This window comes from Parasphingorhabdus flavimaris (genome assembly GCF_013371215.1).
Lineage (GTDB): Bacteria > Pseudomonadota > Alphaproteobacteria > Sphingomonadales > Sphingomonadaceae > Parasphingorhabdus > Parasphingorhabdus flavimaris.
Window position 1 is genome coordinate 381,204 of sequence record NZ_JABWMH010000001.1, and the last position, 22,879, is coordinate 404,082.

The 22,879-nt window shown below is 60.2% G+C and carries 23 protein-coding genes; 21 read left to right on the forward strand and 2 right to left on the reverse strand.

Features of this window, described 5'->3' with window-relative positions; all coding sequences use genetic code 11:
- Positions 1-112 precede the first annotated feature (112 nt).
- The 3 genes from HUO14_RS01805 (at position 113) to HUO14_RS01815 (ending at position 2,800) form a co-directional block, all read left to right on the forward strand.
- Complete coding sequence (locus HUO14_RS01805) at positions 113-577, forward strand: VOC family protein (RefSeq protein ID WP_176278167.1); 465 nt, start codon at positions 113-115, stop codon at positions 575-577.
- Between the two features lie 181 nt (positions 578-758).
- A complete protein-coding gene (gene purT / locus HUO14_RS01810) occupies positions 759-1,955 on the forward strand; it encodes a formate-dependent phosphoribosylglycinamide formyltransferase (protein WP_176278168.1) in 1,197 nt (398 codons plus the stop codon).
- A 146-nt stretch (positions 1,956-2,101) separates the two neighbouring features.
- A complete protein-coding gene (locus HUO14_RS01815) occupies positions 2,102-2,800 on the forward strand; it encodes a glutathione S-transferase family protein (protein WP_176278169.1) in 699 nt (232 codons plus the stop codon).
- Positions 2,801-2,819: 19 nt separating this feature from the next.
- Here the strand turns inward: HUO14_RS01815 and HUO14_RS01820 are convergent, their stop codons facing one another.
- Both HUO14_RS01820 and HUO14_RS01825 read right to left on the reverse strand, forming a co-directional pair.
- Complete coding sequence (locus HUO14_RS01820; RefSeq protein ID WP_176278170.1) at positions 2,820-3,737, reverse strand: AEC family transporter; 918 nt, start codon at positions 3,735-3,737, stop codon at positions 2,820-2,822.
- A 21-nt stretch (positions 3,738-3,758) separates the two neighbouring features.
- Entirely contained in the window at positions 3,759-4,610 is an 852-nt protein-coding gene (locus HUO14_RS01825) for a crotonase/enoyl-CoA hydratase family protein (protein ID WP_176278171.1), read from the reverse strand.
- A gap of 178 nt (positions 4,611-4,788) precedes the next feature.
- On the opposite strand from HUO14_RS01825, the gene HUO14_RS01830 reads away from it, so the two are divergent.
- The 18 genes from HUO14_RS01830 to HUO14_RS01915 all read left to right on the forward strand — a co-directional run bounded on the left by HUO14_RS01830 (position 4,789) and on the right by HUO14_RS01915 (position 22,878).
- Positions 4,789-5,784, forward strand: a complete 996-nt coding sequence (locus HUO14_RS01830) for a cysteine synthase A (RefSeq protein ID WP_176278172.1) — start codon at positions 4,789-4,791, stop codon at positions 5,782-5,784.
- Positions 5,774-6,145 (forward strand): hypothetical protein, encoded by a 372-nt coding sequence (locus HUO14_RS01835; protein WP_246255151.1) that lies wholly within the window; start codon positions 5,774-5,776, stop codon positions 6,143-6,145. The genes HUO14_RS01830 and HUO14_RS01835 overlap by 11 nt, the downstream gene beginning before the upstream one ends.
- Complete coding sequence (locus tag HUO14_RS01840) at positions 6,146-6,931, forward strand: Gldg family protein (RefSeq protein WP_176278173.1); 786 nt, start codon at positions 6,146-6,148, stop codon at positions 6,929-6,931.
- Positions 6,932-7,203: 272 nt separating this feature from the next.
- Positions 7,204-7,707, forward strand: coding sequence for a division/cell wall cluster transcriptional repressor MraZ (locus HUO14_RS01845; RefSeq protein ID WP_176278174.1), 504 nt, complete (start codon positions 7,204-7,206; stop codon positions 7,705-7,707).
- The gene (gene rsmH / locus HUO14_RS01850; RefSeq protein ID WP_176278175.1) at positions 7,704-8,651 is read left to right on the forward strand and encodes a 16S rRNA (cytosine(1402)-N(4))-methyltransferase RsmH; all 948 of its coding nucleotides are present in this window, start codon (positions 7,704-7,706) and stop codon (positions 8,649-8,651) included. Before HUO14_RS01845 ends, rsmH begins: the two co-directional genes overlap by 4 nt.
- Positions 8,648-9,244: a colicin transporter gene (locus HUO14_RS01855; RefSeq protein ID WP_176278176.1), complete on the forward strand. Its 597-nt coding sequence runs from the start codon at positions 8,648-8,650 to the stop codon at positions 9,242-9,244. The genes rsmH and HUO14_RS01855 overlap by 4 nt, the downstream gene beginning before the upstream one ends.
- A complete protein-coding gene (locus HUO14_RS01860; protein WP_176278177.1) occupies positions 9,241-10,959 on the forward strand; it encodes a peptidoglycan D,D-transpeptidase FtsI family protein in 1,719 nt (572 codons plus the stop codon). Before HUO14_RS01855 ends, HUO14_RS01860 begins: the two co-directional genes overlap by 4 nt.
- Positions 10,943-12,388: a UDP-N-acetylmuramoyl-L-alanyl-D-glutamate--2,6-diaminopimelate ligase gene (locus tag HUO14_RS01865; RefSeq protein ID WP_176278178.1), complete on the forward strand. Its 1,446-nt coding sequence runs from the start codon at positions 10,943-10,945 to the stop codon at positions 12,386-12,388. The genes HUO14_RS01860 and HUO14_RS01865 overlap by 17 nt, the downstream gene beginning before the upstream one ends.
- Positions 12,385-13,782, forward strand: a complete 1,398-nt coding sequence (locus HUO14_RS01870) for a UDP-N-acetylmuramoyl-tripeptide--D-alanyl-D-alanine ligase (RefSeq protein WP_176278179.1) — start codon at positions 12,385-12,387, stop codon at positions 13,780-13,782. The genes HUO14_RS01865 and HUO14_RS01870 overlap by 4 nt, the downstream gene beginning before the upstream one ends.
- On the forward strand, positions 13,782-14,852 hold the full coding sequence (gene mraY / locus HUO14_RS01875) for a phospho-N-acetylmuramoyl-pentapeptide-transferase (RefSeq protein ID WP_176278180.1): 1,071 nt from the start codon (positions 13,782-13,784) through the stop codon (positions 14,850-14,852). The genes HUO14_RS01870 and mraY overlap by 1 nt, the downstream gene beginning before the upstream one ends.
- Entirely contained in the window at positions 14,849-16,183 is a 1,335-nt protein-coding gene (gene murD / locus HUO14_RS01880; protein WP_176278181.1) for a UDP-N-acetylmuramoyl-L-alanine--D-glutamate ligase, read from the forward strand. Before mraY ends, murD begins: the two co-directional genes overlap by 4 nt.
- Positions 16,180-17,439, forward strand: a complete 1,260-nt coding sequence (locus tag HUO14_RS01885) for an FtsW/RodA/SpoVE family cell cycle protein (protein ID WP_176278182.1) — start codon at positions 16,180-16,182, stop codon at positions 17,437-17,439. The genes murD and HUO14_RS01885 overlap by 4 nt, the downstream gene beginning before the upstream one ends.
- Positions 17,436-18,620 (forward strand): undecaprenyldiphospho-muramoylpentapeptide beta-N-acetylglucosaminyltransferase, encoded by a 1,185-nt coding sequence (murG, locus tag HUO14_RS01890; RefSeq protein WP_176278183.1) that lies wholly within the window; start codon positions 17,436-17,438, stop codon positions 18,618-18,620. Before HUO14_RS01885 ends, murG begins: the two co-directional genes overlap by 4 nt.
- Positions 18,617-20,023 carry a UDP-N-acetylmuramate--L-alanine ligase gene (murC, locus tag HUO14_RS01895; RefSeq protein ID WP_176278184.1) on the forward strand — a complete coding sequence of 469 codons (1,407 nt, stop codon included), beginning with the start codon at positions 18,617-18,619 and terminating at the stop codon, positions 20,021-20,023. Before murG ends, murC begins: the two co-directional genes overlap by 4 nt.
- The gene (locus HUO14_RS01900; RefSeq protein WP_176278185.1) at positions 20,020-20,163 is read left to right on the forward strand and encodes a hypothetical protein; all 144 of its coding nucleotides are present in this window, start codon (positions 20,020-20,022) and stop codon (positions 20,161-20,163) included. The genes murC and HUO14_RS01900 overlap by 4 nt, the downstream gene beginning before the upstream one ends.
- Positions 20,160-21,056: a UDP-N-acetylmuramate dehydrogenase gene (gene murB / locus HUO14_RS01905; protein WP_176278186.1), complete on the forward strand. Its 897-nt coding sequence runs from the start codon at positions 20,160-20,162 to the stop codon at positions 21,054-21,056. Before HUO14_RS01900 ends, murB begins: the two co-directional genes overlap by 4 nt.
- The gene (locus HUO14_RS01910) at positions 21,053-21,985 is read left to right on the forward strand and encodes a D-alanine--D-alanine ligase (RefSeq protein WP_176278187.1); all 933 of its coding nucleotides are present in this window, start codon (positions 21,053-21,055) and stop codon (positions 21,983-21,985) included. The genes murB and HUO14_RS01910 overlap by 4 nt, the downstream gene beginning before the upstream one ends.
- The gene (locus HUO14_RS01915; RefSeq protein WP_176278188.1) at positions 21,982-22,878 is read left to right on the forward strand and encodes a cell division protein FtsQ/DivIB; all 897 of its coding nucleotides are present in this window, start codon (positions 21,982-21,984) and stop codon (positions 22,876-22,878) included. Before HUO14_RS01910 ends, HUO14_RS01915 begins: the two co-directional genes overlap by 4 nt.
- Position 22,879 lies beyond the last annotated feature (1 nt).

Below are 22,879 nucleotides of genomic sequence, written 5' to 3' on the forward strand. Positions count from 1 at the left end.
TTGGAAGGCTAGATAGGTGTAATGATATAATATATCAATCAGTAATCGCACGGACTCGGCAAAGCGAGCGAAATTTGCTATAAACAGCGCTCAACCAGAGCGGAGAGTGATAATGACGGCGTGGAAAGAAGACGGATATCGCAGCGTTACACCCTATATCACGGTAGACGATGCCGAGGCGGCGATCGCGTTTTACGCACGAGCCTTTGGCGCGACGGAGCACATGCGCCTGCCGATGGGCGACAAGATCGGCCATGCGGACATCATCATCGGCGACAGCCATGTGATGCTGTCGGACGAATTTCCCGACATGGACAAGCTTGGCCCGAACAAACGCGGCGGGGCGACCGCGAGCCTGATGATCTATGTCCCGGATGTCGATGCGGCCTTCGCCAAGGCGGTGGCCGCCGGGGCGGAAATAGTGAAGCCGGTGGAAGACCAGTTTTACGGCGACCGTTCGGGCTGGCTGAAAGACCCGTTCGGGCACGAATGGACCCTTTCGACCCATGTCGAGGATGTATCGGAAGACGAAGTGGGGCGCCGGATGGAAGCGATGATGGCCGGCGAGGGCGCCTAGCGATTATATTTCCTCCCCATTGCAAAGCAATGGGGAGGTGGCAGTCCGGAGGACTGACGGAGGGGCCGGTTCGCGACAAACCCCTCCACCACGCTTCGCGCGGTCCCCCTCCCCGAAGCTTCGCTTCAGGGAGGAAATATTGTGGCTTGCTCCTTTCCGCCGAACCCAACATAGTCACCCGATGACCTACACCAAAAAAATCCTCCTCCTCGGCTCCGGCGAACTGGGCCGTGAATTCGCTATCTCGGCGAAGCGGCTTGGCGCTCATGTGATTGCCTGCGATGCCTATGACGATGCGCCCGCCATGCAGGTTGCCGACGGCCGCGAAATCTTCTCGATGCTCGACGGCGAAAGGCTGCGCGCGGCGATCGAAAAGCACCAGCCGGACCTGATCGTCCCCGAGGTCGAGGCTATCCGTACCGAAATCCTCGCCGACATGGAGGCCGAAGGTTTCCACGTCGTGCCATCGGCCCGCGCCACCCAGCTGACGATGAACCGCGACGCCATCCGCGACGTCGCGGCAAAGGAACTGGGCTTGACCACCTCGCGCTACCATTATGCGGAAAGCTTTGCCGAAGTCGCCAGCGCGGCGGACGATATCGGCCTGCCGCTGGTGATCAAGCCGGTGATGTCCTCGTCCGGCAAGGGGCAGAGCAAGGTCGACAGCGCCGATAAGCTGGAAGAGGCGTGGGACTATGCCGTCGCCAATATGCGCGGCGACCGCGCGCGGGTGATTGTCGAGCAGTTCATCGACTTCGATTACGAGATCACGCTGCTGACCGTGCGAACCAAGGACGGCGTGATCTTCTGCCCGCCGATCGGCCATCGGCAGGAGCGCGGCGACTATCAGGAAAGCTGGCAACCGGCGGCGATGACCGACGCGGCGCTTGCCTCGGCGCAGGACATGGCGCGCAAGGTCGTCGAGAATCTCGGTGGCGACGGCAGGGGCTGGGGCCTGTTCGGGGTCGAGTTTTTCGTCACCAGGCAGGGCGAAGTCATCTTCTCCGAGCTCAGCCCGCGGCCCCACGATACCGGCATGGTCACCTCGATCGGCCAGAATCTCAGCGAGTTCGACCTGCACGCCCGCGCCATCATGGGGCTTCCCGTCCCGCATATCGCGCTGACCGCACCAGCCAGCGCCAGCGCGGTGATCCTGGCGGACCGGGACAGCGAGCAGTTCGAATTTACCGGCGTGGCGGACGCTCTGGCGCTGGGCGGCGAAGGCGCGGAAACGGACGTGCGGATATTCGGCAAGCCGGTGACGCGGCCTTACCGGCGGATGGCTGTGGCGCTGGCGACCGGCGCAGATACGGACGCGGCGCGGGCGCTGGCGAAGCGGGCGGCGGACGCGGTTAATATCGTCTACGGAAAGGAATAGGCCCGAACCTCTTCGTGCCTTCGCGTCTTCGCGTGAAGCATTTTCCGGCCTTCTCCCCTGAGGGAGAAGGAACAAGACTGGGGTTTTCAATCTCCGAACAATCCGCCAAAGAACTTTCAAATAAAAATTTCAGGAGAAAATACCCCATGACCGCATCGCTCGTTCTCTACGGCTCGCCTCTGTCCCCCTTCCAGCGCAAGGTGGAGGCGGTGATGGCGTTAAAGGGGCTCGATTATGACTGTGAGGACGTCAATGTCATGGGCATGCCGGACTGGTACAAGGAAATCAGTCCGCTTGGCCGGATTCCCTCGCTCCGTGACCGCGACATCGCCGAAGAAGGCGCTGCGGGCACAATCACCGACAGCTCGGCGATTTGCGGCTATCTGGAAAAGCGGCAGCCCGAACCGGCGGTTTATCCCGTGGATGCATTTGATCATGGCCGGGCGCTGTGGCTCGAGGAATTTGCCGATACCGGCATGGCGATGGTTGGCGGCATGGGCGTGTTCCGGCCGATTATTTTCAACCTGTTCCAGCGCAAGGATCCGGACCTGGAGACGGCGCGCAAGAGCTGGAATGAAAAGCTGCCGCCGCTTTATGATTATCTCGAAGCGCAGCTCGACGGCCGACCCCATTTTATCGGCGACGCGATCACGATTGCCGATATCGCGGTGGCCAGTCAGATCGCCCAGACCGACATGATCGCCGGTCTTCCCGACAAATCCAGATGGCCTGGCCTGGTGGCCCATTATCAGGCGATGCGTGCGCATGAATGCTTCCAGCGCAACAATGCGGGCTGCGACAAGATTATCGCGAAAGTCGTGCCAGAGAAATTTGACTTGAGCTAATTGCCCTGAGCCAGACTTCTCAGCTCTGTACCAGCAGATAGAGCGCATAGATGGCCGGCATGGACAGCACCGAAAATACCGTCTGCACCGCGATCAGATTGGCCGACAAAGTGGCGTCTCCGCCGAGCTGGCGCGCCAGTATATAGCCGCTGCTCGCGGTCGGCGTGGCAGCGGCAATTGCGACGATCGCCAGGCTATCCGGGGCGAGGTCGAGCAAGAGCCCCGCAGCCAGTGCCACAAGAGGCAAGCCGAGCAGGCGCACGGCCGACCAGGTCAAAGTGGTGGGGCCGGCCCGTTTGAAGGCGTCCAGATCAACCGCCGCGCCGACCACGAGAAGGCCGAGCGCAAGCGTGGCCTGCCCCAATATATCGAGGGTTTTCTCGGCAATGCCGCTGGGGGCGATACCCAATAGATTCAATGCGATGCCGATCACGCAACCGATGATCAGCGGATTGCGGACCATGTCCATCATCACATGGGGTTTTTGGGCCCCGGTGTTTTCGGCGAAATGGGTAAGAGCCAGTACCGAAATGACATTGGCGGTCGGCGTCAGAGCCGCAACCGCAATCGCCATCAGGGCAAGCCCCGGTTCGCCGAACAAAGCGCTGGCGATGGACAGGCCGACAAAAGTGTTCCAGCGGACATTGGACTGGATGATCGACCCCTTTCGCGGTCCGTCATCCGCCCGCTTTGCAAACAGGCCCAATATCGCGAGCGCAAATTGTGAGCCGATCAGCACCAGCACCATGGCCCAGGGAACAACATCAAAAGAAGCGCTGGCCAGAACATCGATGATCAATGCCGGGAAAAATATGAAATAGACCAGTCTTTCGATCGCGCGCCAGCCGTCGGCGGGCAGGAAATTCCTGTGCGCCAACAGCCAGCCCAATGCGGTGATCAGGACCACCGGGATCAGGGCGTAGACAAAATTTATCATCGATGGATCGCGTACGCGAATTTACATCGCTGTGGTTTTGAGCGGCAACAGATCGGGAAAGTCCGCTTCGCGTTTCTCGCCCATCGCGGCGACCGCTTCCTGGATATGCGAAGGCGGGAACATGCCGGCGTTCCAGACTCCGATATAGTCCAGCGTGTCCGCCGTATTATGATCGCGGCCATAGTTGATCAGTACCTTGCAGCCGGTGACCGCCAGCGGCGATTTCGACGCTATTTCCTTCGCGGTTGCCATGACATGGGCCAGGCATTCTTCCTGCGTCTCGAACACGTCGTTGACCAGCCCGATTTCCTTGGCCTTGGCGGCGTCTATCCGGCGACCGGTATAGGCCATTTCCTTGACCCAGCCTTCGGGGATATAGCGCTGCAGGCGCGGGAAGGTGCCGACATCGGCGGTCATGCCGATATTGGTTTCCTGAATGCAGAATATCGCGTCCTTGCTGCACCAGCGGATATCACCGGCACTGATCATGTCGATCGCGCCGCCGATGACGCCGCCGTGCAGCGCGAACAATACGGGGATGCGCGCTTCTTCCAGCGCGTTGAAACTATGCTGGATGCGTTTGACGTTGGATCGGAACATCTCCGCGATTACATGCTTGTCCGCGCCGTCAATCTTCGCGTTCGGCTGGGGCGCAAACACGGAAAGGTCCATGCCCGCGGAAAAATGCTTGCCGGTGGAGCTGATGACGATGACCCGTGCGCGGGCGTTGATATCAATATCTTCGACGATTTCCGGCAAATCATTCCAGAATGACTTGTTCATGCTGTTGAGCTTTTCCGGACGGTTCATCCGGATATGAGCGATATTATTTTCTATTTCGACATCGAAACATTCATATTTTTTCTCGACCATGATCCTCTTTTTCCTATTTTCTGTCAGAAGTTGCCAGCGGCCTAGCATGATGTTCTTCGGCTGCGCACGAACAATTTTCAGCCGGCAGGCAAGGCAAGCGTGCGACTAAAGCCATGCTATTGCCCCTGAAAAGGCTTCAAGCTTGCGGCGCGAAAAACCGCGCACTATGTATTGTGGCATGAACATCATCCCAAACACACTCGAATTGATCGGCAACACGCCGCTGGTCCGTCTCTCCGGACCCAGCGAGGCCGCCGGTTGCGATATTTACGGCAAGTGCGAATTTGCCAATCCCGGTGCCTCGGTAAAAGACCGCGCGGCTCTCTATATCATTCAGGACGCAGAAGAGCGCGGAATGCTCAAGCCCGGCGGACGGATTGTCGAGGGCACTGCCGGCAATACCGGGATCGGTATCGCGCTGGTCGCCAATGCCAAGGGCTATAAATCGACCATCGTGATGCCGGAAACCCAGAGCCGGGAAAAAATGGACACATTGCGCGCGCTCGGTGCAGAACTGATCACGGTGCCGGCTGCGCCCTATTCGAGCCAGTGCCATTTCGTCCATCAATCGCGCCGGATTGCGGAAGAAACCGAAGGCGCGGTCTGGGCCAACCAGTTCGACAATGTCGCGAACCGCCGCGCGCATATCGAAACCACCGCCAAGGAAATCTGGGAACAGATGGACGGCAAGATTGACGGCTTTACCTGTGCCGTCGGAACCGGCGGCACGCTGGCCGGTGTCGGCATGGGGCTGAAGGCAAAAGACGAGGCGGTGACCATCGCGCTGGCCGATCCGCATGGCGCGGCGCTTTATGAATTTTACGCCAATGGCGAGCTCAAGTCCGAGGGCAGCAGCGTCGCCGAAGGCATCGGCCAGGGCCGGATTACCGGCAACCTCGAAGACGCGCCGGTCGACAGACAATATCGTATTTCCGACGAGGAAGCGCTGGTCTGGGTCGAACGGCTGCTGATGGAAGAGGGGCTTTGCCTCGGCATGTCATCGGGGATTAATGTGGCGGGCGCTATCGCACTGGGCAAGGAGCTTGGACCGGGCAGCCGGGTTGCAACAATCTTGTGCGATACCGGTTTTCGCTATCTGTCCTCGCTCTACAACGCCGCATGGCTGAAAGAAAAGGGGCTGCCGGTATTCCCGTGGCTGGACAATGATGGATAAATACGAACAAGACCGTGGTCGTCAGGACACGATGCAGCGCATCCAGGTCGGTGTGGTTGGTCTTGCGGCCGTGCTGTTGCTGGCCAGCGTTGCCAATTTCGTTATCCAGCGGGCGAGCGATGAGCAGACCGTGATCGAGGAAATGCAGGCCGAGAGCGTGGACAGAAGCGCTCCGCTAGCGGGCAAGGCGGAAGAAAAGCCGGCTGAACCGCTGGCCGAACTGGGTATTACCCCGGCTCCGGCCGCCGGAGCCGGCCAGCCGCAATTGCAGAACCCGGCTGCCAATCTTCCCGGACAGACAGTGCCCGACCTGAAGCCTGATCCCAATCTGGATGCGCCGATGGACCGGGAGAGACGATAGTTGACGGCCCCCTGGCAGACGGTCACGTCGGCCATCGCGGCGCTTTTGCTGTTGAGCCAATGCACCGCCAAATCTCCATCTGAAAGCCTGGAGGGCAAGCCGCGCATCCAGCTAATGACCAGCCTGCCGCTGGTCTGGGGCGATGATGCGTCGATGGAAATGATCTTGTCCGGTGAGTCGGATCCGGCGCCTATCTACCGATATTGGCAGGCCCGCTATGACATAGCGGCGGTCGACAGTCTGGAAAAGCTTGCCCAGGACGATCCGGATATCGTCATCCTTGCCCAGCCGCGCGCCATGGATCCTGCCGACCTGACCATTCTCGATGCCTGGGTCCGGCTTGGCGGCAGCGTCATCATCTTTACCGACCCCGATCTGGTCTGGCCGTCCGAATTGCCGATCGCTGATCCGCGGCGGCCTCTGGCGAGCGGCTTGCTCTCTCCCTTGCTCGGTCACTGGGGGCTGGAGCTGGTCGCGGCTGAGAAGAACCGGGTTGCTGTCGACCTGAGCTTCGATGGCTATTCCTTCGCCACCCGCGGGATCGGCAAGCTGGTGCCTTTGCCGGATGGCGCAGACCCCGACGTGCGCTGCAAGGGGAGCGCGGCTGATTTCATCATGCAATGTTCGGTCGGTCTCGGACAGGCTTCGATCATCGCGGACGCAGATTTCCTGAATGCAATGTTCTGGCCGGAGTCGGCACGGCGATCGCCGCAGAAAAGCGGGGCAGGGCGCTTCGTCGATTCTCTGGTGCGAGACCATTTTGTTGCCGACGAGAAGGAAAAATGACGATGTTGCGGGCGTTTACAGACACTAAGCGGCGATGTTTCGATCGCAGGTTGAAACTATGGAAAATTAAAAGTTAACTATTTCAATGTGATAATCATAAGAACCCATAAAATCCCGTAAAATCCCCTTCCATCCCCGACCGTCCCCTGATAACCCTATTTTGTTATCGGGGTATTCTTCCTGTCCGGGATGTTGTTTCCGGAAGGGCGCTGGAAAGCGCGCTTCTGAAGCGGGGAGACTATTGCCTCTGGTTCGGGTGAGGGACGTCCGCTTTGTCAGGTGCATTTGCATATTCAGGCTCTGCCATATCGGCGATAGACGACAAAGGTCGGCTGTCGGTGCCTGCATTCCTGCGCAAAAACCTGGTTGATAGCAGCGACGGGCGCACCCTCTGCCTTGGCACCCATGAAAAATGGGATTGCCTCGTCGGCTTTGGCCTCAGCCGCAAGGCCGACATGCTCACCGAAATCGACAAGCAATGGGAAGCGGCCATCGCGCGCGGCGAGTCTTTCGATAAAGATGCAGCCGGCGCCCGCAAATTCTCGTCCCTGCAAGACCTCAGCTTCGACGCCAGCGGCCGCTTCATCCTGCCGCCGCAGCTGCGGGAAATCGGTAATCTTGAAGGCAAAGTGCTGTTCCACGGCATCGGCACCACCTTCTGTCTGTGGAATCCGCAGACTTTGCTCGACACCACCGACGATGTCCCGGTCGACCGGCGGCTGGTCGAACATCATCTGAAAGAAGCCGGCCACAAAAGCGGAGGCAAACAGAAATGACCTCTGCTGTTGCTGCCCGCCATGTCCCCGTCCTGATCGATGAAGTCATCGTCGCGCTCGCCATTGCCCCCGGCGAAACGCATGTCGATGGCACATTTGGTGCGGGCGGCTACACCACTGCGATGCTCGAGGCCGGCGCGACCGTCCACGCATTTGATCAGGATCCCGACGCGATTGCGGCTGGGCAGGCGATGGTTGACGGCGCCGATGGCAAGCTTCACCTGCACCACGCTCGCTATTCCGAAATGGCGGACGTGCTGGTCGACGAAGATATTGACGGAATAACGCTCGATATCGGCGTGTCGTCGATGCAGCTTGATCAGGCCGAGCGCGGCTTCTCGTTCCAGAAAGACGGGCCGCTCGACATGCGCATGGCCCGCGACGGCGAGAGCGCCGCCGACTTTCTCAACGAAGCGGACGAAGAGGCGATTGCCGATGTCATCTATCGTTACGGCGAGGAGCGCCGTTCGCGCCGGATCGCCAGATCGATCGTCGAGGCGCGGCCGCTGACCCGGACGTCGGAGCTGGCGCTGGTGGTCAGAAAGGCGCTGGGATATCGCGCCGGTGACAAGAAGGACCCGGCCACCCGGACCTTCCAGGCGATCCGTATCCATATCAATCGCGAACTCGGTGAACTGGAAGACGGACTTGTCGCAGCAGAGAAGCTGCTGCAGCCCGGCGGCCGCCTGGCCGTGGTGACATTCCACAGCCTCGAAGATCGCATCGTCAAAAATTTCCTGCGGGACCGCAGCGGTCAGAAATCCGCCGGATCTCGCCATCTTCCCCAAGTTAACGAAATACGACCGGCACCCACCTTTCATAAACCAGCCAAAGCGGTGCGTCCGGCCGCGGCGGAGCAGGCTCTTAATCCCCGGGCCCGCTCCGCCACCCTCAGATCAGCGGTGCGTACAGACGCGCCTTTTTGCAATGGTGGAGAGACGTGAAGCTAGCAGTCAAGCGCCTCGAAGGAATGGGATGGCTCGCGCTGGTGTTTGTGGTTGCGATCCTGCTCTATCCACTATCGCTCAGCGTCGCGACGTTGCGCAGCGATCTCGCGCGGACCGACGCCAGGATTGTAGCCGTAAAAAAAGACATTCGCTATCTCGAAACGGAATTTAGCGCGCGTGCCAATTTGCGGCAGCTGGAAGACTGGAACAAGCTGGAATTTGGCTATGCATCGCCGGTAGCGGCGCAATATCTGGACGGCGAGAGAGCGCTCGCCAATCTTGGCGGCAGGGACTTGCGCAAGCCGGTCCGCGTCGCGGTGCTCAGCACGATGGATGATGTACAGCCGGCCGGAATCATCGGTTCGGTTTTTGGCACAGCCAAAGCGCATGACCGCAATGACGATGGCAGCGCAATCGGCGGCAGCACAAGGCATGCAAGCGCAGCGACCGATGCGGATCCGCGCAAAGGACTGGCTCAGAACCGCACCACAAGAGTGGCCCATCTGGAAGAGAAGCTACTGGATGACGGCCTTGTCCGCGATCTCGGCCGCAGGGCGATCACGGAGAAAATCGAAAGCACGTCCGAATGACGACACTTCTCGCCAATAGCAAGAAAGTGGAGTTTTCGGGAAAAGCCAAGGAAGTAACCGCCAACGCGCATTTTCGGCTGATGATCCTGCTGCTGGTCTTTCTGGCGGTCTTCACGGTTATCGTCGGGCGTTTGGCCAGTCTCACAATTCTGGAAGATGCCACCCCCTATCGGGCATCCAGCAACGCCTTCATTCCGCCGCGCGGCGATATCGTCGACCGCAACGGGGTGGCACTGGCGCGGACGATGCGCGGTTATGCCATTCGGGTTGTGCCGGCTCGCCTGCTCGGTGACAAAAAGACACTGGCGCGCCAGCTTTCCGAGATTTTTCCCGATACGAACCCATCCTATTTTATGGAACGGCTCAATGGCCCCCGGCCGACCTATCTTCGCCGCCGGGCGCTGCCGGAGCAGGTCAAGCAGGTCCATGCGCTGGGTGAAATCGGTATAGAATTCCCACGCGAAGACGAGCGTCTCTATCCCCAGCGCGAACTGGCCGCGCATGTTCTTGGCTATGTCGATGCCGATGGCAAGGGCGTGATGGGCATGGAACGGGCGCTGAACAGCCGTCTCGTAGACAAGGACCTGCGCGGCACGCCGACGACCCTATCGATTGACAGCCGGGTACAAGCGGCGCTGGAAAGCGAGCTGCAGGGCGCGATGATCAGCACCCAGTCTCGCGGTGCCGCGGGGATTATCCTCGATGTGCAGACCGGCGAAGTCATGGCCCTGGCTTCGCTGCCGATGTTCGATCCGAACAAGATCCGCAGGGCTTCGATGAAGCACCAGAATAACGAAGTGACCCAGAGCGTGTTCGAACTCGGTTCGACGTTCAAGCCGCTGACTGTAGCGGCGGCTCTCGACGCCGGCACGGTTACCGATCTCGCGGTCCGCTACAATGCCATGGAGCCGGTCAAGGTAGGCGGTTTCACGATCAAGGATGATCACAGCCAGGGCCGCTATCTTAATGTTCCCGAGACCCTGGTCCACAGTTCCAATATCGTCACCGCCCGGATCGCCGATAATCTCGGCAAGGAAGCCATGGAAAACATGTTCCGCCGGCTCGGCTTTGACGAGCGGCCGCATATCGAGCTGGTCGAGAAGGGGCATCCGATCTGGCCGAGCAACTGGGGTCGGGTTACCAACATGACCGTCGCCTATGGCCATGGTATTGCTGTCACGCCGCTCCACCTTGCCAGCGCCTATGCGGCGCTGGTCAACGGCGGAATCTGGCGTCCCGCCACCCTGCTGAAGGTCGAGCCGGGCAAGGAAGCCAAGGGGCGCCGCGTGTTCAAGGCAGCAACCAGCGCCCGTATGCGCCAGCTGCTCCGGATGATCGTTGCCGATGGTACGGGACGCAAGGCCGATGCGTCTGGCTACCGGATCGGCGGCAAGACAGGGTCTGCAGAAAAACCGTCCGAAGGTGGCTATAACAAGACATCGCTGGTTTCGACCTTTGCTGCCGCATTCCCGATGGATAATCCCCGCTATATTCTGATCACCATGCTCGATGAACCCAAGGCCACCGCAGAAACCTCTTTCCAGCGCACCGCGGGCTGGACGGCGGCACCGATCGTGCGCAAGGTCATCCCGCGGGTCGGTCCGATGCTGGGCGTGATCCCCGATGAGCATCGCGACGTCGATGTATCCGAATTGACGCCGCTGTTATGGAAGCCGAAAGCCTCAACCAAAGAGCAGAATGATGCAACTGAGTGATTTCGTACCCGGACTGAATGCTGATGCCGGCGAACAGCCGGTCACCGGCTTTGCCATCGATAATCGGAAGATCGCACCCGGCAATATTTTCGGTGCGTTCCGGGGTGCGAAGTTCAATGGCGAAGATTATATTGAAGCAGCGGTTGCCGCCGGTGCGATTGCGGTGGTGGCGCTTCCCGATGCGCAGGTTGAAGGCATGGTCCATATCGCGGACGAGGAGCCAAGACGGTTGTTCGCCCGGATGGCAGCCCGCTATTTCACGCCCACGCCGGTCCATGTCGCTGCCGTGACCGGGACCAACGGCAAGACCTCGACTGCCGAGCTTACCCGGCAGTTGTGGCGGATGGACGGCCACAACAGCGCGTCGATCGGGACGCTCGGCGTCACCACGGCGGACGATCAGGTCAAAACCGGTCTGACCACCCCTGACATTGTCACATTCCTGTCGAACATGTCTGGTCTGGCGCGGGAAGGCGTCAGCCATGCGATTTTCGAAGCCTCGAGCCACGGACTGTCGCAATATCGGACCGAAGGTCTGCCGGTCAGGATCGGTGCCTTCACCAATTTGAGCCGCGACCATCTCGACTATCACGGCGATATGGACAGCTATTTCGAAGCCAAGATGCGCCTGTTCGACGAAGTCGTGGCAAGCGACGGAGCCGCGGTTATATGGGCCGACGACGATCCCTGGTCGGACAAGGTGATCGAGCGGGCGACGGCGCGCGGCCTCGCGTTGCTGACGGTCGGAAAAAAGGGTTCGACGCTGCGGTTGATGTCGCAGACTCCCACTCATCTAGGCCAGATATTGATGGTCGAGGCGGAGGGTAATACCCACCGGATTTCTCTGCCACTGATCGGTGCCTATCAGGCGGCCAATATCCTGATCTCGGCGGGCATCGTGCTGGCGGCCGGCGGGCAACTGCAAAATATTCTCGACCATATGCAGCGGGTCCAGCCTGTTCGTGGCCGGATGGAGCGCGCAGTCATCACCCGTGCCGGTGCGCCGCTCTATGTCGACTATGCCCATACGCCAGATGCCTTGCGCGCCGCGATTGAGGGGCTTCGCCCGCATGTCACGGGCAGGCTGATCACGATTTTTGGTGCCGGTGGCGACCGGGACAAGGGCAAACGGCCAGAAATGGGCAGGATAGCCGTCGAAATGTCCGATCATGTGATTGTCACCGATGATAACCCGCGCAGCGAAGATCCCGCCACCATCCGCGCTGAAATCCTGGCCGGAGCGACCGGAGCCGATGATGTTGCCGACCGGCGTGCGGCAATCACCAGGGCGATCGAGATGGCCGGAGCGCAGGATATCATCCTGCTGGCCGGCAAAGGTCACGAACAGGGCCAGATCGTTGGCGACCGTGTCATCCCGTTTGATGACGTCGAAGTGGCGAGAGAATGTGCCGGAGCGCAGCCGCTGTGACCGCATTGTGGACATCGGCCGCGATAGCGCAGGCGACGGGCGGCAAGGCAAGCGCTGTCTTTGACGCAAGTGGCGTCGCCTTTGACTCGCGCGAAATCGGTCCGGGCGACCTGTTCGTTGCGCTCAAGGGCGAGCACAGCGATGGTCACCTCCATGTGGAGCAGGCTTTTGCTTCCGGCGCTTCGGGCGCGATTGTCAGTCAGCCGGTGGATGGTCCCCATATATTGGTATCCGACACCGCTGCTGCGCTTGACGCGCTGGCAAAGGCTTCGCGTGAGCGCACCGCCGCAAGGATCATCGGCGTAACCGGATCGGTCGGCAAGACGGGCACCAAGGAAGCGCTGTACGCGGCTCTCGACCGTTGTTCGTTCGGCCACGCGCATCGTTCGGTCAAAAGCTATAATAATCACGTCGGCGTCCCGCTCAGCCTGTCGCGGATGCCGGAAGACACGAAATTCGGCATTTTCGAGATGGGCATGAACCACGCTCACGAATTGTCGGCGCTGACTCGACTGGTGCGGCCACATGCCGCGATCATCACCGCTATCGCTCCGGCCCACATCGGCAATTTCCCGACCGGCGAACAAGGTATCGTCGACGCAAAGGGCGAGATTTTCGAAGGGCTGGTCCCCGAGGGCACAGCGATCATTCCTTTTGACAGCCCTCATTATCAGCGCCTGCGCAAGAAAGCGGAGCGACACGCCGCCCATGTGATATCCTTCGGATTTGAAGACGGAGCCGATGTCCGCGCGGTTGACGTGGTTCCCGCTCCCCGCGGTGGCTCGCTGGTCACCGCAAGGCTGGGCGACCAGAGCCTGTGCTTCACGATAGCGGAAGCCGGGCGGCACTGGGTTTCCAATTCGCTCGCCATTCTTGCCGCGGTACGCGCCGTCGGCGGTGATCTGGCGTCCGCCGGCCTGTCGCTCGCGGAGATGAGCGGAATCGATGGCCGCGGTCGCCGTCATGTCATCACCCTGAAATCCGGCGGCAAGGCCGTTGTCATCGACGAAAGCTACAACGCCAATCCGGCTTCGATGAAGGCAACGTTGCAACATTTTACCGTCGAGCCGTGCAGCGGCCAAAAAATCGCAATTCTCGGCGCCATGGGCGAGCTCGGGGAGCAATCCGCGCAATTTCACGCAGCGCTCGCCGACGATATTCTGCACTGCGGGATGGATGCGGTGATTTTGGTCGGCGAATATATGGCACATACTGCCGCGAAACTGGAACATGGCCTTGATCAGGGCGTAAAAATGTCACATGCCGAAAGCGCTTCGGAGGCGCTGTCCGAGGTCGCAAAACTGATCGGCGACGGGGACGTGATTCTGATCAAGGGGTCAAATTATCTGGGGCTGTCATCGGCGGTTTCCGCGCTGGTGAACGGGGAGTATTAATGTTTTATCTGCTAGCCCAATGGCTTGAATTCGAAGGCATATTCAACGTCTTTCGCTACCTGAGCTTTCGCTCGGGTGCCGCTGTTTCGACATCATTGTTCATCGGTCTGCTGATCGGTCCCAAATTCATCAACATGCTGCGCATGCGGCAGGGCAAGGGGCAGCCGATCCGCGAGGATGGCCCGGTCACGCATCTCAAGAAGGCGGGAACGCCGACGATGGGCGGCTTGATGATCCTGATTTCGGTGGTGACATCGCTGATCCTGTGGATGGACCTCAGCAACATGTTTGTATGGGCCTGTATCTTTGTCACACTCGGGTTTGGCGCGATTGGCTTCATGGATGATTATGACAAGGTTCGCAAAGCCAGCCACAAGGGCATTCCCGGGCGTGTGCGGCTGTTGCTGGAATTCATCATCGCCGGTTTCGCGACATGGTTGATCGTCCAGCAGATTGGCACCAGCCTTTACGTGCCTTTCTTCAACGATGTGCAGATCGATCTCGGCTATTTTTATATTCCCTTCGCGATGTTCGTGATTGTCGGTGCGGGCAATGCGGTCAATCTGACCGACGGCCTCGATGGCCTTGCGACCATGCCGGTGGTGATCGCCAGCGCGACTTTTCTGGTTCTGGTCTATCTCTCCGGTAATGCGGTTTTCTCCGAATATCTCGGCATCCCCTTTGTGCGCGGAGCGGGCGAACTGGCGATCTTCTGCGCTTGCGTGATTGGCGCCTGCCTCGCCTTCCTGTGGTTCAATGCGCCGCCAGCCGCGGTATTCATGGGCGATACCGGCAGCCTCGCTCTCGGCGGCGCGCTCGGCGCGATTGCGGTGTCCATCCATCATGAAATCGTCCTGGCACTGGTCGGCGGGCTGTTCGTGCTCGAAGCCGTGTCGGTGATTGTCCAGGTGTTTTTCTTTAAGCGCACCGGCCGCCGGGTCTTCCGCATGGCCCCGATCCATCACCATTTCGAACAGCTTGGCTGGTCCGAATCCACGATTGTGATCCGTTTCTGGATTATCAGTCTGGTACTCGCGCTGGCCGGATTGGCGACGTTGAAACTGAGATGATCGTCTCCTCCGCCTTTGCCGGCAAACGATATGCCATCCTCGGACTGGCCCGTTCCGGCATGGCAGCGCTCGAATGCCTGCACGCCAGCGGCGCAGAGTTGCTCGCGTGGGACAATCGGGAAGAATTGCGGGAAAGCGTCGCCGACAAGGCGATCATTGCCGATCCACTGACTTCGGACCTCAGCGGCTATGACGCGATCGTCGTGTCTCCGGGCGTGCCGCTCAACGGCCAGCCGATCTCGCGCAAGGCGGCTGAAGATGGTGTTCAGATTATCGGTGATATCGAGCTGTTCGCGGAGGCTCGTCCTTCGCTGCCGCCGCACCGGGTGGTCGGCATCACCGGTACCAATGGCAAGTCGACGACCACCGCGCTGGTTCACCACATCCTCCAGAGCGCTGGCATCCCGAGCCTGATGGGCGGCAATATCGGCGTTCCGATCCTGTCACAGGAGCCATTGCCCGAAGGCGGCGTCTATGTCCTCGAATTGTCCAGCTATCAGATCGACCTGACCATGAGCCTCGACTGCGATGTCGCGCTTTTGCTCAACGTCAGCCCGGACCATCTCGACCGCTATGACGGGTTTGATGCCTATGCCGCCTCGAAAGCCCGGCTGTTTGACATGCTGGCTACCGATCACACGGCAATCTTTGCCAGCAAGGACGAAAAGACCCAATTGGCCCTCCATTGCCTGCGCGATCTCGGCCGGATCCGGAATATTGTCGATACCAGCGATGCCGAGCTGGCGGGGCAGGCCGACTGGCCGTCGCTGCAAGGACCCCATAATCTGCAAAATGCCATCGCTGCCGTCGCCACGGTCGAAGCCCTGGGTCTATCCGCAGATCAGTGGCGCCCGGCATTGGCTTCCTTCGATGGCCTGGCGCACCGGATGGAACGGATCGCCGAAGCCTCCGGGGTGCTGTTCGTCAACGACAGCAAGGCAACCAATCCCGCGTCGACAGGCCCTGCACTGGGAGCCTATCCGAAAATCCACTGGATTCTCGGTGGCCTGCCCAAGAGCGACACGCTGACCGAATGCGAGCCTTTCTATAACAATGTCGTCAAGGCCTATACGATTGGCGAAGCCGGGCCGCTGTTCGGTAAATTGCTGGCGGACAAGGTGCCGGTGGAATCCTGCGAAATGATGTTGACCGCCGTGCAGCAGGCAGCCGCCAACGCCAGACCCGGCGAAGTGGTTCTGCTGTCGCCCGCTTGCGCCTCGTTCGACCAGTTCCGCGATTTTGAAGCGCGCGGGGAATGTTTCCGGACGGCGGTCAATTCGGTAATCGAGAATGATCTGGTCGGCATCGCGACCCGGGGGATGAGTCAATGAGCGCCTCTGATCAGTCGACCGGCCTCGACAATGCCCAGCCCGAATTGGCCGGGGGACTCAAGAAGAAGCGATTCCAGTTGCAGTCGCGGCTCGGACGGAGTGATCGTTCGCCGCTGGCGATCTGGTTCTGGGAACTCGACCGGGTGCTGCTCGGCCTGATCCTGACCCTGATTGCAATCGGGTTGATCGCGGTGGCTGCGGCATCGCCGGTGACGGCGCTGAAACTGGGCAGCGATGCGGTCAAAATCGATCCGCTCTATTATTTCTATCGTCAGCTCGGCTGGGTGATTGCCGGTATACCGTTGATGCTGGTGGTGTCGATGCTGCCCAAGGAACAAGCCCGGCGCTTCGCAATTCTCGGTGCGGTTGCTGCGGTCATATTGCTGTTCCTTGTTCCGGTATTCGGAAAGACGGTCAACGGGGCCCAGCGCTGGATCGGCTATGGCTTTGCCACGATCCAGCCCGGTGAATTTCTCAAGCCGCTTTATGCCGTGGCCCTTGCGTGGCTGCTGTCGCTGCGGGTCAAGGACCCGGCCTTGCCGGTGATATCGCTTTCGATCGTGCTGACCGGGGTGATTGCGGTTCTGCTGCTGATGCAGCCCAATCTGGGCGAGACCATTCTGATCTGCGGCATCTGGTTCGCGGTCATGACCGTCTCCGGCCTGTCGGCGCGTCTGATCGCGGCGGTCGGTGTCGGTGGTATCGGCGGTCTGGTCGGGGCCTATTTTTTCTATCCCGTTGCGACCCAGCGGATCAATGCATGGCTGTTCGGGGGGGAGGAATTTGACCAGGTGATGCTCGCGCACAAGGCTTTGACCGGCGGCGGCTTGCTCGGCACCGGGCCAGGGCTGGGCACTGCCAAGTTCAAGCTGCCCGAAGCGCATACCGATTATATCTTCTCGGTGATCGGCGAAGAATTCGGCCTGCTGGCCTGCATGGCCATCGCCCTGGTCTATCTCGCGATCATCGTTCGGGTCTTTCTCCGGCTGCTCGACGAAGAGGATAATTTCATCATTCTCGCAGTAACCGGGCTGACCGCCCAGTTGGGTGGACAGGCGTTGATCAACATGGCGGTAAACCTGCAGCTTTTCCCGTCAAAGGGCATGACCCTGCCACTTGTCAGCTACGGTGGATCGTCGCTGCTGGCTTTGTGCATCGGCATTGGACTTTTGCTCGCATTTACCCGCCGGAACCCGTATCTTGACCGCTCACAATATGTCTCGGCCTGGCCCGAGCAAGGACGGATAGCGGTATGAGTTTTTCGAAACATTATGTTCTGGCGGCCGGCGGCACCGGAGGTCACATGATTCCGGCCTATGCGCTGGCAAAAGAACTGGTTCTGCGCGGTCACCGGGTGGCGATGATCACCGATGCACGCGGCGAGAAAATACCCGGCATGGTCGACGAAGGGCAGGTCCATGTCCTGCCAGCCGGCCGGATCACCAAGGACCCGCGCAGCTGGGTCGGCGGAACCCGTGCCATTCTCAAGGGTCGCCGGATGGCGATGCAGCTTTACGAGACATTCCAGCCGTCGGCGATTATCGGCTTTGGCGGTTATCCGGCCTATCCTGCTCTGCTCGCGGCCAACAGCCGCAATATCCCGACCATCGTCCACGAACAGAATGCGGTATTGGGCCGGGTCAACCGTCTCGCGGCGCGTTCGGTCAATGCAATCGCGACCGCCTATCCCGACGTACTCCGGATCAAGCCGAAATATCAGGAAAAAGTGCATCTGGTCGGCAACCCTGTGCGCGAGGAAGTGGTCGCGCTGCGCGAGGAACCCTATCCGCCCTTGTCCGAAGAAGGCATATTCCGCGTACTGGTGACCGGTGGCAGCCAGGGTGCTTCCATCCTTTCCAGTGTCGTTCCCGATGCGATGGCCATGCTGCCCATGCATTTGCGCCGCCGCCTGCAGATTACCCAGCAATGCCGCGAAGATGATATCGAAGGTGTGCGGGCGAAATATTCCGAACATGATATTCCGGCGGAACTGGCGACCTATCTGCCCGATCTGCCACAGCGTCTCGGTTGGGCGCATCTGGTGATTGGCCGGGCCGGCGCATCGACAATCGCCGAACTGACCACCGCTGGCCGTCCGGCGATCCTGATCCCGCTGCCCAGCGCGATGGACGATCATCAGACCTATAATGTCAAGGAAATGGTCGCATCCGGTGGCGCACGGTCAATCCCGCAGTCCCGCTTTACCGCCAAGGAACTGGCCAAGCAGATGCAGAAAATGGCGCTGCAGCCGGGCGCGCTGGAAAATGCTGCGCGCTTTGCCGCGAAATGCGGTCGGCCGGAAGCGGTCAACGATCTTGCCGATCTGGTCGAGAGCATCGGTACATCGCCTCTCGGCAACAGCATGAAGGTGAAAAAGGAAAAGCAGCAGATGATATCGTCCCGCAAGGAAGCTCTGGCCAAGGACGGCGTTCAGTGAAGGGCGTAGGTACGGATATCGGAACGATCCATTTTGTCGGCATCGGCGGCATCGGCATGTCCGGTATCGCCGAGGTGATGCATAATATGGGCTATCAGGTGCAGGGCAGCGACATTGCCGAAGGCTATGTGATCGACGGCCTGCGCGCCAAGGGCATTGATGTCAAAATCGGCCAGAATGCCGAAAATGTCGAAGGCACTGCGGTGGTTGTGACCTCAACCGCGGTCAAGCGCGGCAATCCCGAAGTGGAAGCTGCGCTGGCGGGCCGGATACCTCTGGTTCGACGGGCCGAAATGCTGGCCGAACTGATGCGGCTGAAATCGACCATTGCGATTGCAGGAACCCATGGCAAGACCACGACCACGTCGATGGTTGCAGCCATGCTGGATGCCGGCGGGATTGATCCGACCGTGATCAACGGCGGGATCATCAACCAATATGGCTCCAACGCCCGGCTTGGCGACAGCGAGTGGATGGTGATCGAGGCCGACGAAAGCGATGGCAGCTTCCTGCGGCTCGATGGCACGATCGCGGTGGTTACCAATATCGATCCCGAACATCTCGATCATTATGGCAGCTTCGAGAAGATCAAGGACAGTTTCGTCGAGTTTATCGAGAATGTCCCGTTTTACGGCGCCGCGATCCTGTGCGTCGACCATCCCGAGGTGCAAGGCGTGCTGACCCGTATCCGTGACCGGCGGCTCATCACCTATGGCTTTTCCGCGCAGGCCGATGTGAAGGGCGTCAATGTCACGCCGATATCGGGCGGGAACCGTTTCGACGTGGTCGTGCGGGACCGTGAAGGCGAGACCCGCACCATCGAGAATATCACCCTGCCGATGCCGGGCCGTCACAATGTCCAGAACGCGATCGCGGCTGTCGCTGTCGGTCTCGAAATGGGGATGAGCGACGAGCAGATTGCCAGAGGCTTTGACGATTTCGGAGGCGTCAAACGGCGCTTTACCAAGGTCGGTGAAGTGGACGGCATCACCATCATCGATGATTATGGTCATCACCCCGTGGAAATTCAGGCGGTTCTGTCGGCCGCACGCGAGGGTGCGCAGGGACGCGTGATCGCTGTGGTCCAGCCGCACCGCTTCACCCGCTTGCGCGATCATATGGAAGAATTCCAGGGTGCCTTCAACGATGCCGACATGGTGCTGGTGACACCGGTCTATGTTGCCGGTGAAGACCCGATCGAAGGCGTTGACAGCGATGCTCTGGTCGACGGGCTCAAGATCCGCGGCCACCGGCTTGCCGAGACCGTTGCGGACCAGCAGGCACTGGCGACGCGACTGGCCGAAGTGGCGCAACCGCAGGACATGATCATCTGCCTCGGGGCAGGCGATATTACCAAATGGGCCGCCGTGCTCGCAGACAATATCGCGGAGGCGCGCAAATGAACCTGTCGCGGTTCCCGACTTTCCTTAACGTGGCCCTTTTCCCGTTCGTCCTGAGCCTGTCGAAGGACGCCTCCGGAGGAGACGTGCACTTCGACAAGCTCAGTGCGAACGGTTTTTTCACTCTGGGGCTGATTTCATGACCGCGGTCGCCACCATGCCGGAAACCCGCGGCAAGCTGACCGAAGGCGCGGCTCTGGCGCCGCTCGTCTGGTTCAAGAGCGGCGGCGCGGCCGAATGGCTGTTCGAACCCAGGGATATTGACGATCTGCAGCAATTTCTTCGCGACCTCGATCCGGCGATAGCGGTCTGGCCGCTCGGGCTGGGGTCGAACCTGATCATCCGCGACGGCGGCATCCGCGGCGTCGTAATCCGGTTGGGCAAGGCCTTTGCCGGCATCGATGCGGACGAAATGACCTTGCGCTGCGGAGCGGGAGCACCCGGCATATCTGCTGCGAGCAAGGCCCGCGATCACGGCATAGCGGGGATGGAATTTCTACGCGGCATACCTGGCACCATCGGTGGCGCGGTCCGCATGAACGCGGGCGCCTATGGCCGCGAAGTCTGCGACATATTGGAGAGCGCGGACGTGATCCTGCGCAACGGCGATCTGGTGACAATCCCCCTGGCCGAGATGGGCTATAGCTATCGCCATTCGGCCTTGCCCGAAGGTGCGATCGTGGTCGGCGCGACGTTCAAGGGCGACGCAGGCGATCCAGCGATTATCGGTGCTGAAATGAAGCGCATCGGCGACGAACGCGAAGCCTCGCAGCCGCTGCGCTCCAAGACCGGCGGCTCGACCTTCAAAAACCCGGATGGCCACAAGGCATGGCAACTGGTCGACGAAGCCGGCTGCCGCGGCCTGCAAATCGGGCAGGCGCAGGTGTCGGAAAAACATTGTAATTTTCTGCTGAACCTCGGCGGTGCGACATCTGCCGAAATTGAGGCATTGGGCAACGAAGTGCGCAAGCGGGTGAAAGAAAATTCCGGCGTCGAACTGCATTGGGAAATCCAGCGCGTGGGAGAAGAAGCATGACCGCCAAAACCGAAAAGAGCCTCCACGTCGCTGTCCTGATGGGTGGCTGGTCCGCCGAGCGCGAAGTATCCTTGAGCAGCGGCAATGGCGTCGCCGACGCGCTCGAGAAAAACGGCCACAAAGTGGCTCGTGTGGATATGGACCGCAATGTTGCCCAGATACTGACCGCACTCCGGCCCGATGTGGTTTTCAACGCGCTGCACGGGGTTCCGGGAGAAGATGGCAGCGTCCAGGGCATGCTCGATCTGATGCAGATTCCCTATACCCACAGCGGCATGGTCACCTCGGTCATTGCCATCGACAAGGAACTGACCAAACAGCAGCTTGTCCCGGCCGGCATCCCCATGCCCAAGGGCAAGGTGGTTTCCAGCGCCAGTCTCTACGAAGCCGATCCGATGCCGCGGCCCTATGTCCTGAAACCGGTCAACGAGGGCTCCTCGGTCGGCGTCGCGATCGTCACCGACGACAGCAATTACGGCTATCCGATCGGTCGCGATGTTGCCGGTCCGTGGCAGGAATTTGACGAGCTGCTGGCCGAACCCTTCATCAAGGGGCGCGAACTGACCACTGCCGTTGTCGGCGGCAAGGCGCTGTGCGTGACCGAATTGAAAACCGCGCAGGGTTTCTACGACTATGCGGCAAAATATACCGAAGGCCTGACCCAGCACGTCTGTCCCGCCGAAATTCCCGAAGATATCGAGAAATTATGTCTCGACTATGCCTTGCGTGCGCATCAGGTGCTGGGCTGCAAGGGCACTTCGCGGACCGATTTTCGCTGGGACGACGAACTGGGCGCGGCCGGCCTGTTCGTGCTCGAAACCAATACCCAGCCCGGCATGACCCCGCTCAGCCTTGTTCCCGAACAGGCCAGGCAGATGGGGATCAGCTACGAACAACTGGTCGAACTGATCGTGAGAGAAGCGCTATGACAGCAACCCAGAAACGGACCAACCGCAAGCCCAAGGGCAAGCCGCGCAAGCAGGCACGTCGTACGGTCAAGGAAGTGTCGATTTTCGACAAGATGTTGCGCGCCATGCCGGTCACCGAGGAACAGGTGCAGAAGGGGCTGACCGTGGCTCTGGTCGCGGTGTTCATTCTCGGGGCCTATAGCGTCGCTCATTATTCGGGCATCAACGAACGGATCAAGACGGAAGTTGCGGCTGCGGTCGGCAAGGCCGGTTTCGAGGTCAAGCGGGTCGAGGTCAGCGGCGTCAACCGGATCGACGAGCTGAAAGTATATGAAATTACTCTGGCGCAGAAGGACCGGTCGATGATGCTGGTCGATATCGATGCGGTCCGCGACGACCTGCTCGCCGATGGCTGGATCAAGGACGCCCGGATTTCGCGGCGTCTGCCCGACACTCTGGTCGTCGATATTATCGAGCGCGAACCGGTTGCTGTCTGGCAGAACCAGGGCCAGCTTTCGCTGATCGACAAGACCGGTTATCCGCTGGAAAAAATTACCAGGGAAGAAATTCCCGACCTGCCGGTAATCGTCGGCAAGAAAGCCAATCTGCAATTTACCCAGCTGGATGCGCTGCTCGACGTCGCGCCCGCGCTCCGTCCGATGGTCACTGGTGCCACCTGGATCGGTAACCGCCGCTGGGATCTGGAATTTGACAGCGGCGAGACGCTGGCGCTGCCGGAAGGCGAGCAAACCGCTTCGGCCGCCTTGCTGAATTTTGCGCGCATGGACGGCGTCAACCGGCTGCTCGGTCGCGGCGTTGTCCATTTTGACTTGCGCGACGCCGAACGGGCCTATCTGAGAATGCCGCCGAAACCGGCCGCGGCCGACCAGATTGCGGCCGGCCCGGAGAGCTGAT

Excerpts from the sequence above, each read along its gene's own strand:
- HUO14_RS01805 (WP_176278167.1), top strand. The coding sequence starts at position 113 with ATGACGGCGTGGAAAGAAGACGGATATCGCAGCGTTACACCCTATATC.
- purT (WP_176278168.1), top strand. The coding sequence starts at position 759 with ATGACCTACACCAAAAAAATCCTCCTCCTCGGCTCCGGCGAACTGGGC.
- HUO14_RS01815 (WP_176278169.1), top strand. The coding sequence starts at position 2,102 with ATGACCGCATCGCTCGTTCTCTACGGCTCGCCTCTGTCCCCCTTCCAG.
- HUO14_RS01820 (WP_176278170.1), bottom strand. The coding sequence starts at position 3,737 with ATGATAAATTTTGTCTACGCCCTGATCCCGGTGGTCCTGATCACCGCA.
- HUO14_RS01825 (WP_176278171.1), bottom strand. The coding sequence starts at position 4,610 with ATGGTCGAGAAAAAATATGAATGTTTCGATGTCGAAATAGAAAATAAT.
- HUO14_RS01830 (WP_176278172.1), top strand. The coding sequence starts at position 4,789 with ATGAACATCATCCCAAACACACTCGAATTGATCGGCAACACGCCGCTG.
- HUO14_RS01835 (WP_246255151.1), top strand. The coding sequence starts at position 5,774 with ATGATGGATAAATACGAACAAGACCGTGGTCGTCAGGACACGATGCAG.
- rsmH (WP_176278175.1), top strand. The coding sequence starts at position 7,704 with ATGACCTCTGCTGTTGCTGCCCGCCATGTCCCCGTCCTGATCGATGAA.
- HUO14_RS01860 (WP_176278177.1), top strand. The coding sequence starts at position 9,241 with ATGACGACACTTCTCGCCAATAGCAAGAAAGTGGAGTTTTCGGGAAAA.
- HUO14_RS01865 (WP_176278178.1), top strand. The coding sequence starts at position 10,943 with ATGATGCAACTGAGTGATTTCGTACCCGGACTGAATGCTGATGCCGGC.
- mraY (WP_176278180.1), top strand. The coding sequence starts at position 13,782 with ATGTTTTATCTGCTAGCCCAATGGCTTGAATTCGAAGGCATATTCAAC.
- murD (WP_176278181.1), top strand. The coding sequence starts at position 14,849 with ATGATCGTCTCCTCCGCCTTTGCCGGCAAACGATATGCCATCCTCGGA.
- HUO14_RS01885 (WP_176278182.1), top strand. The coding sequence starts at position 16,180 with ATGAGCGCCTCTGATCAGTCGACCGGCCTCGACAATGCCCAGCCCGAA.
- murG (WP_176278183.1), top strand. The coding sequence starts at position 17,436 with ATGAGTTTTTCGAAACATTATGTTCTGGCGGCCGGCGGCACCGGAGGT.
- HUO14_RS01900 (WP_176278185.1), top strand. The coding sequence starts at position 20,020 with ATGAACCTGTCGCGGTTCCCGACTTTCCTTAACGTGGCCCTTTTCCCG.
- murB (WP_176278186.1), top strand. The coding sequence starts at position 20,160 with ATGACCGCGGTCGCCACCATGCCGGAAACCCGCGGCAAGCTGACCGAA.
- HUO14_RS01910 (WP_176278187.1), top strand. The coding sequence starts at position 21,053 with ATGACCGCCAAAACCGAAAAGAGCCTCCACGTCGCTGTCCTGATGGGT.
- HUO14_RS01915 (WP_176278188.1), top strand. The coding sequence starts at position 21,982 with ATGACAGCAACCCAGAAACGGACCAACCGCAAGCCCAAGGGCAAGCCG.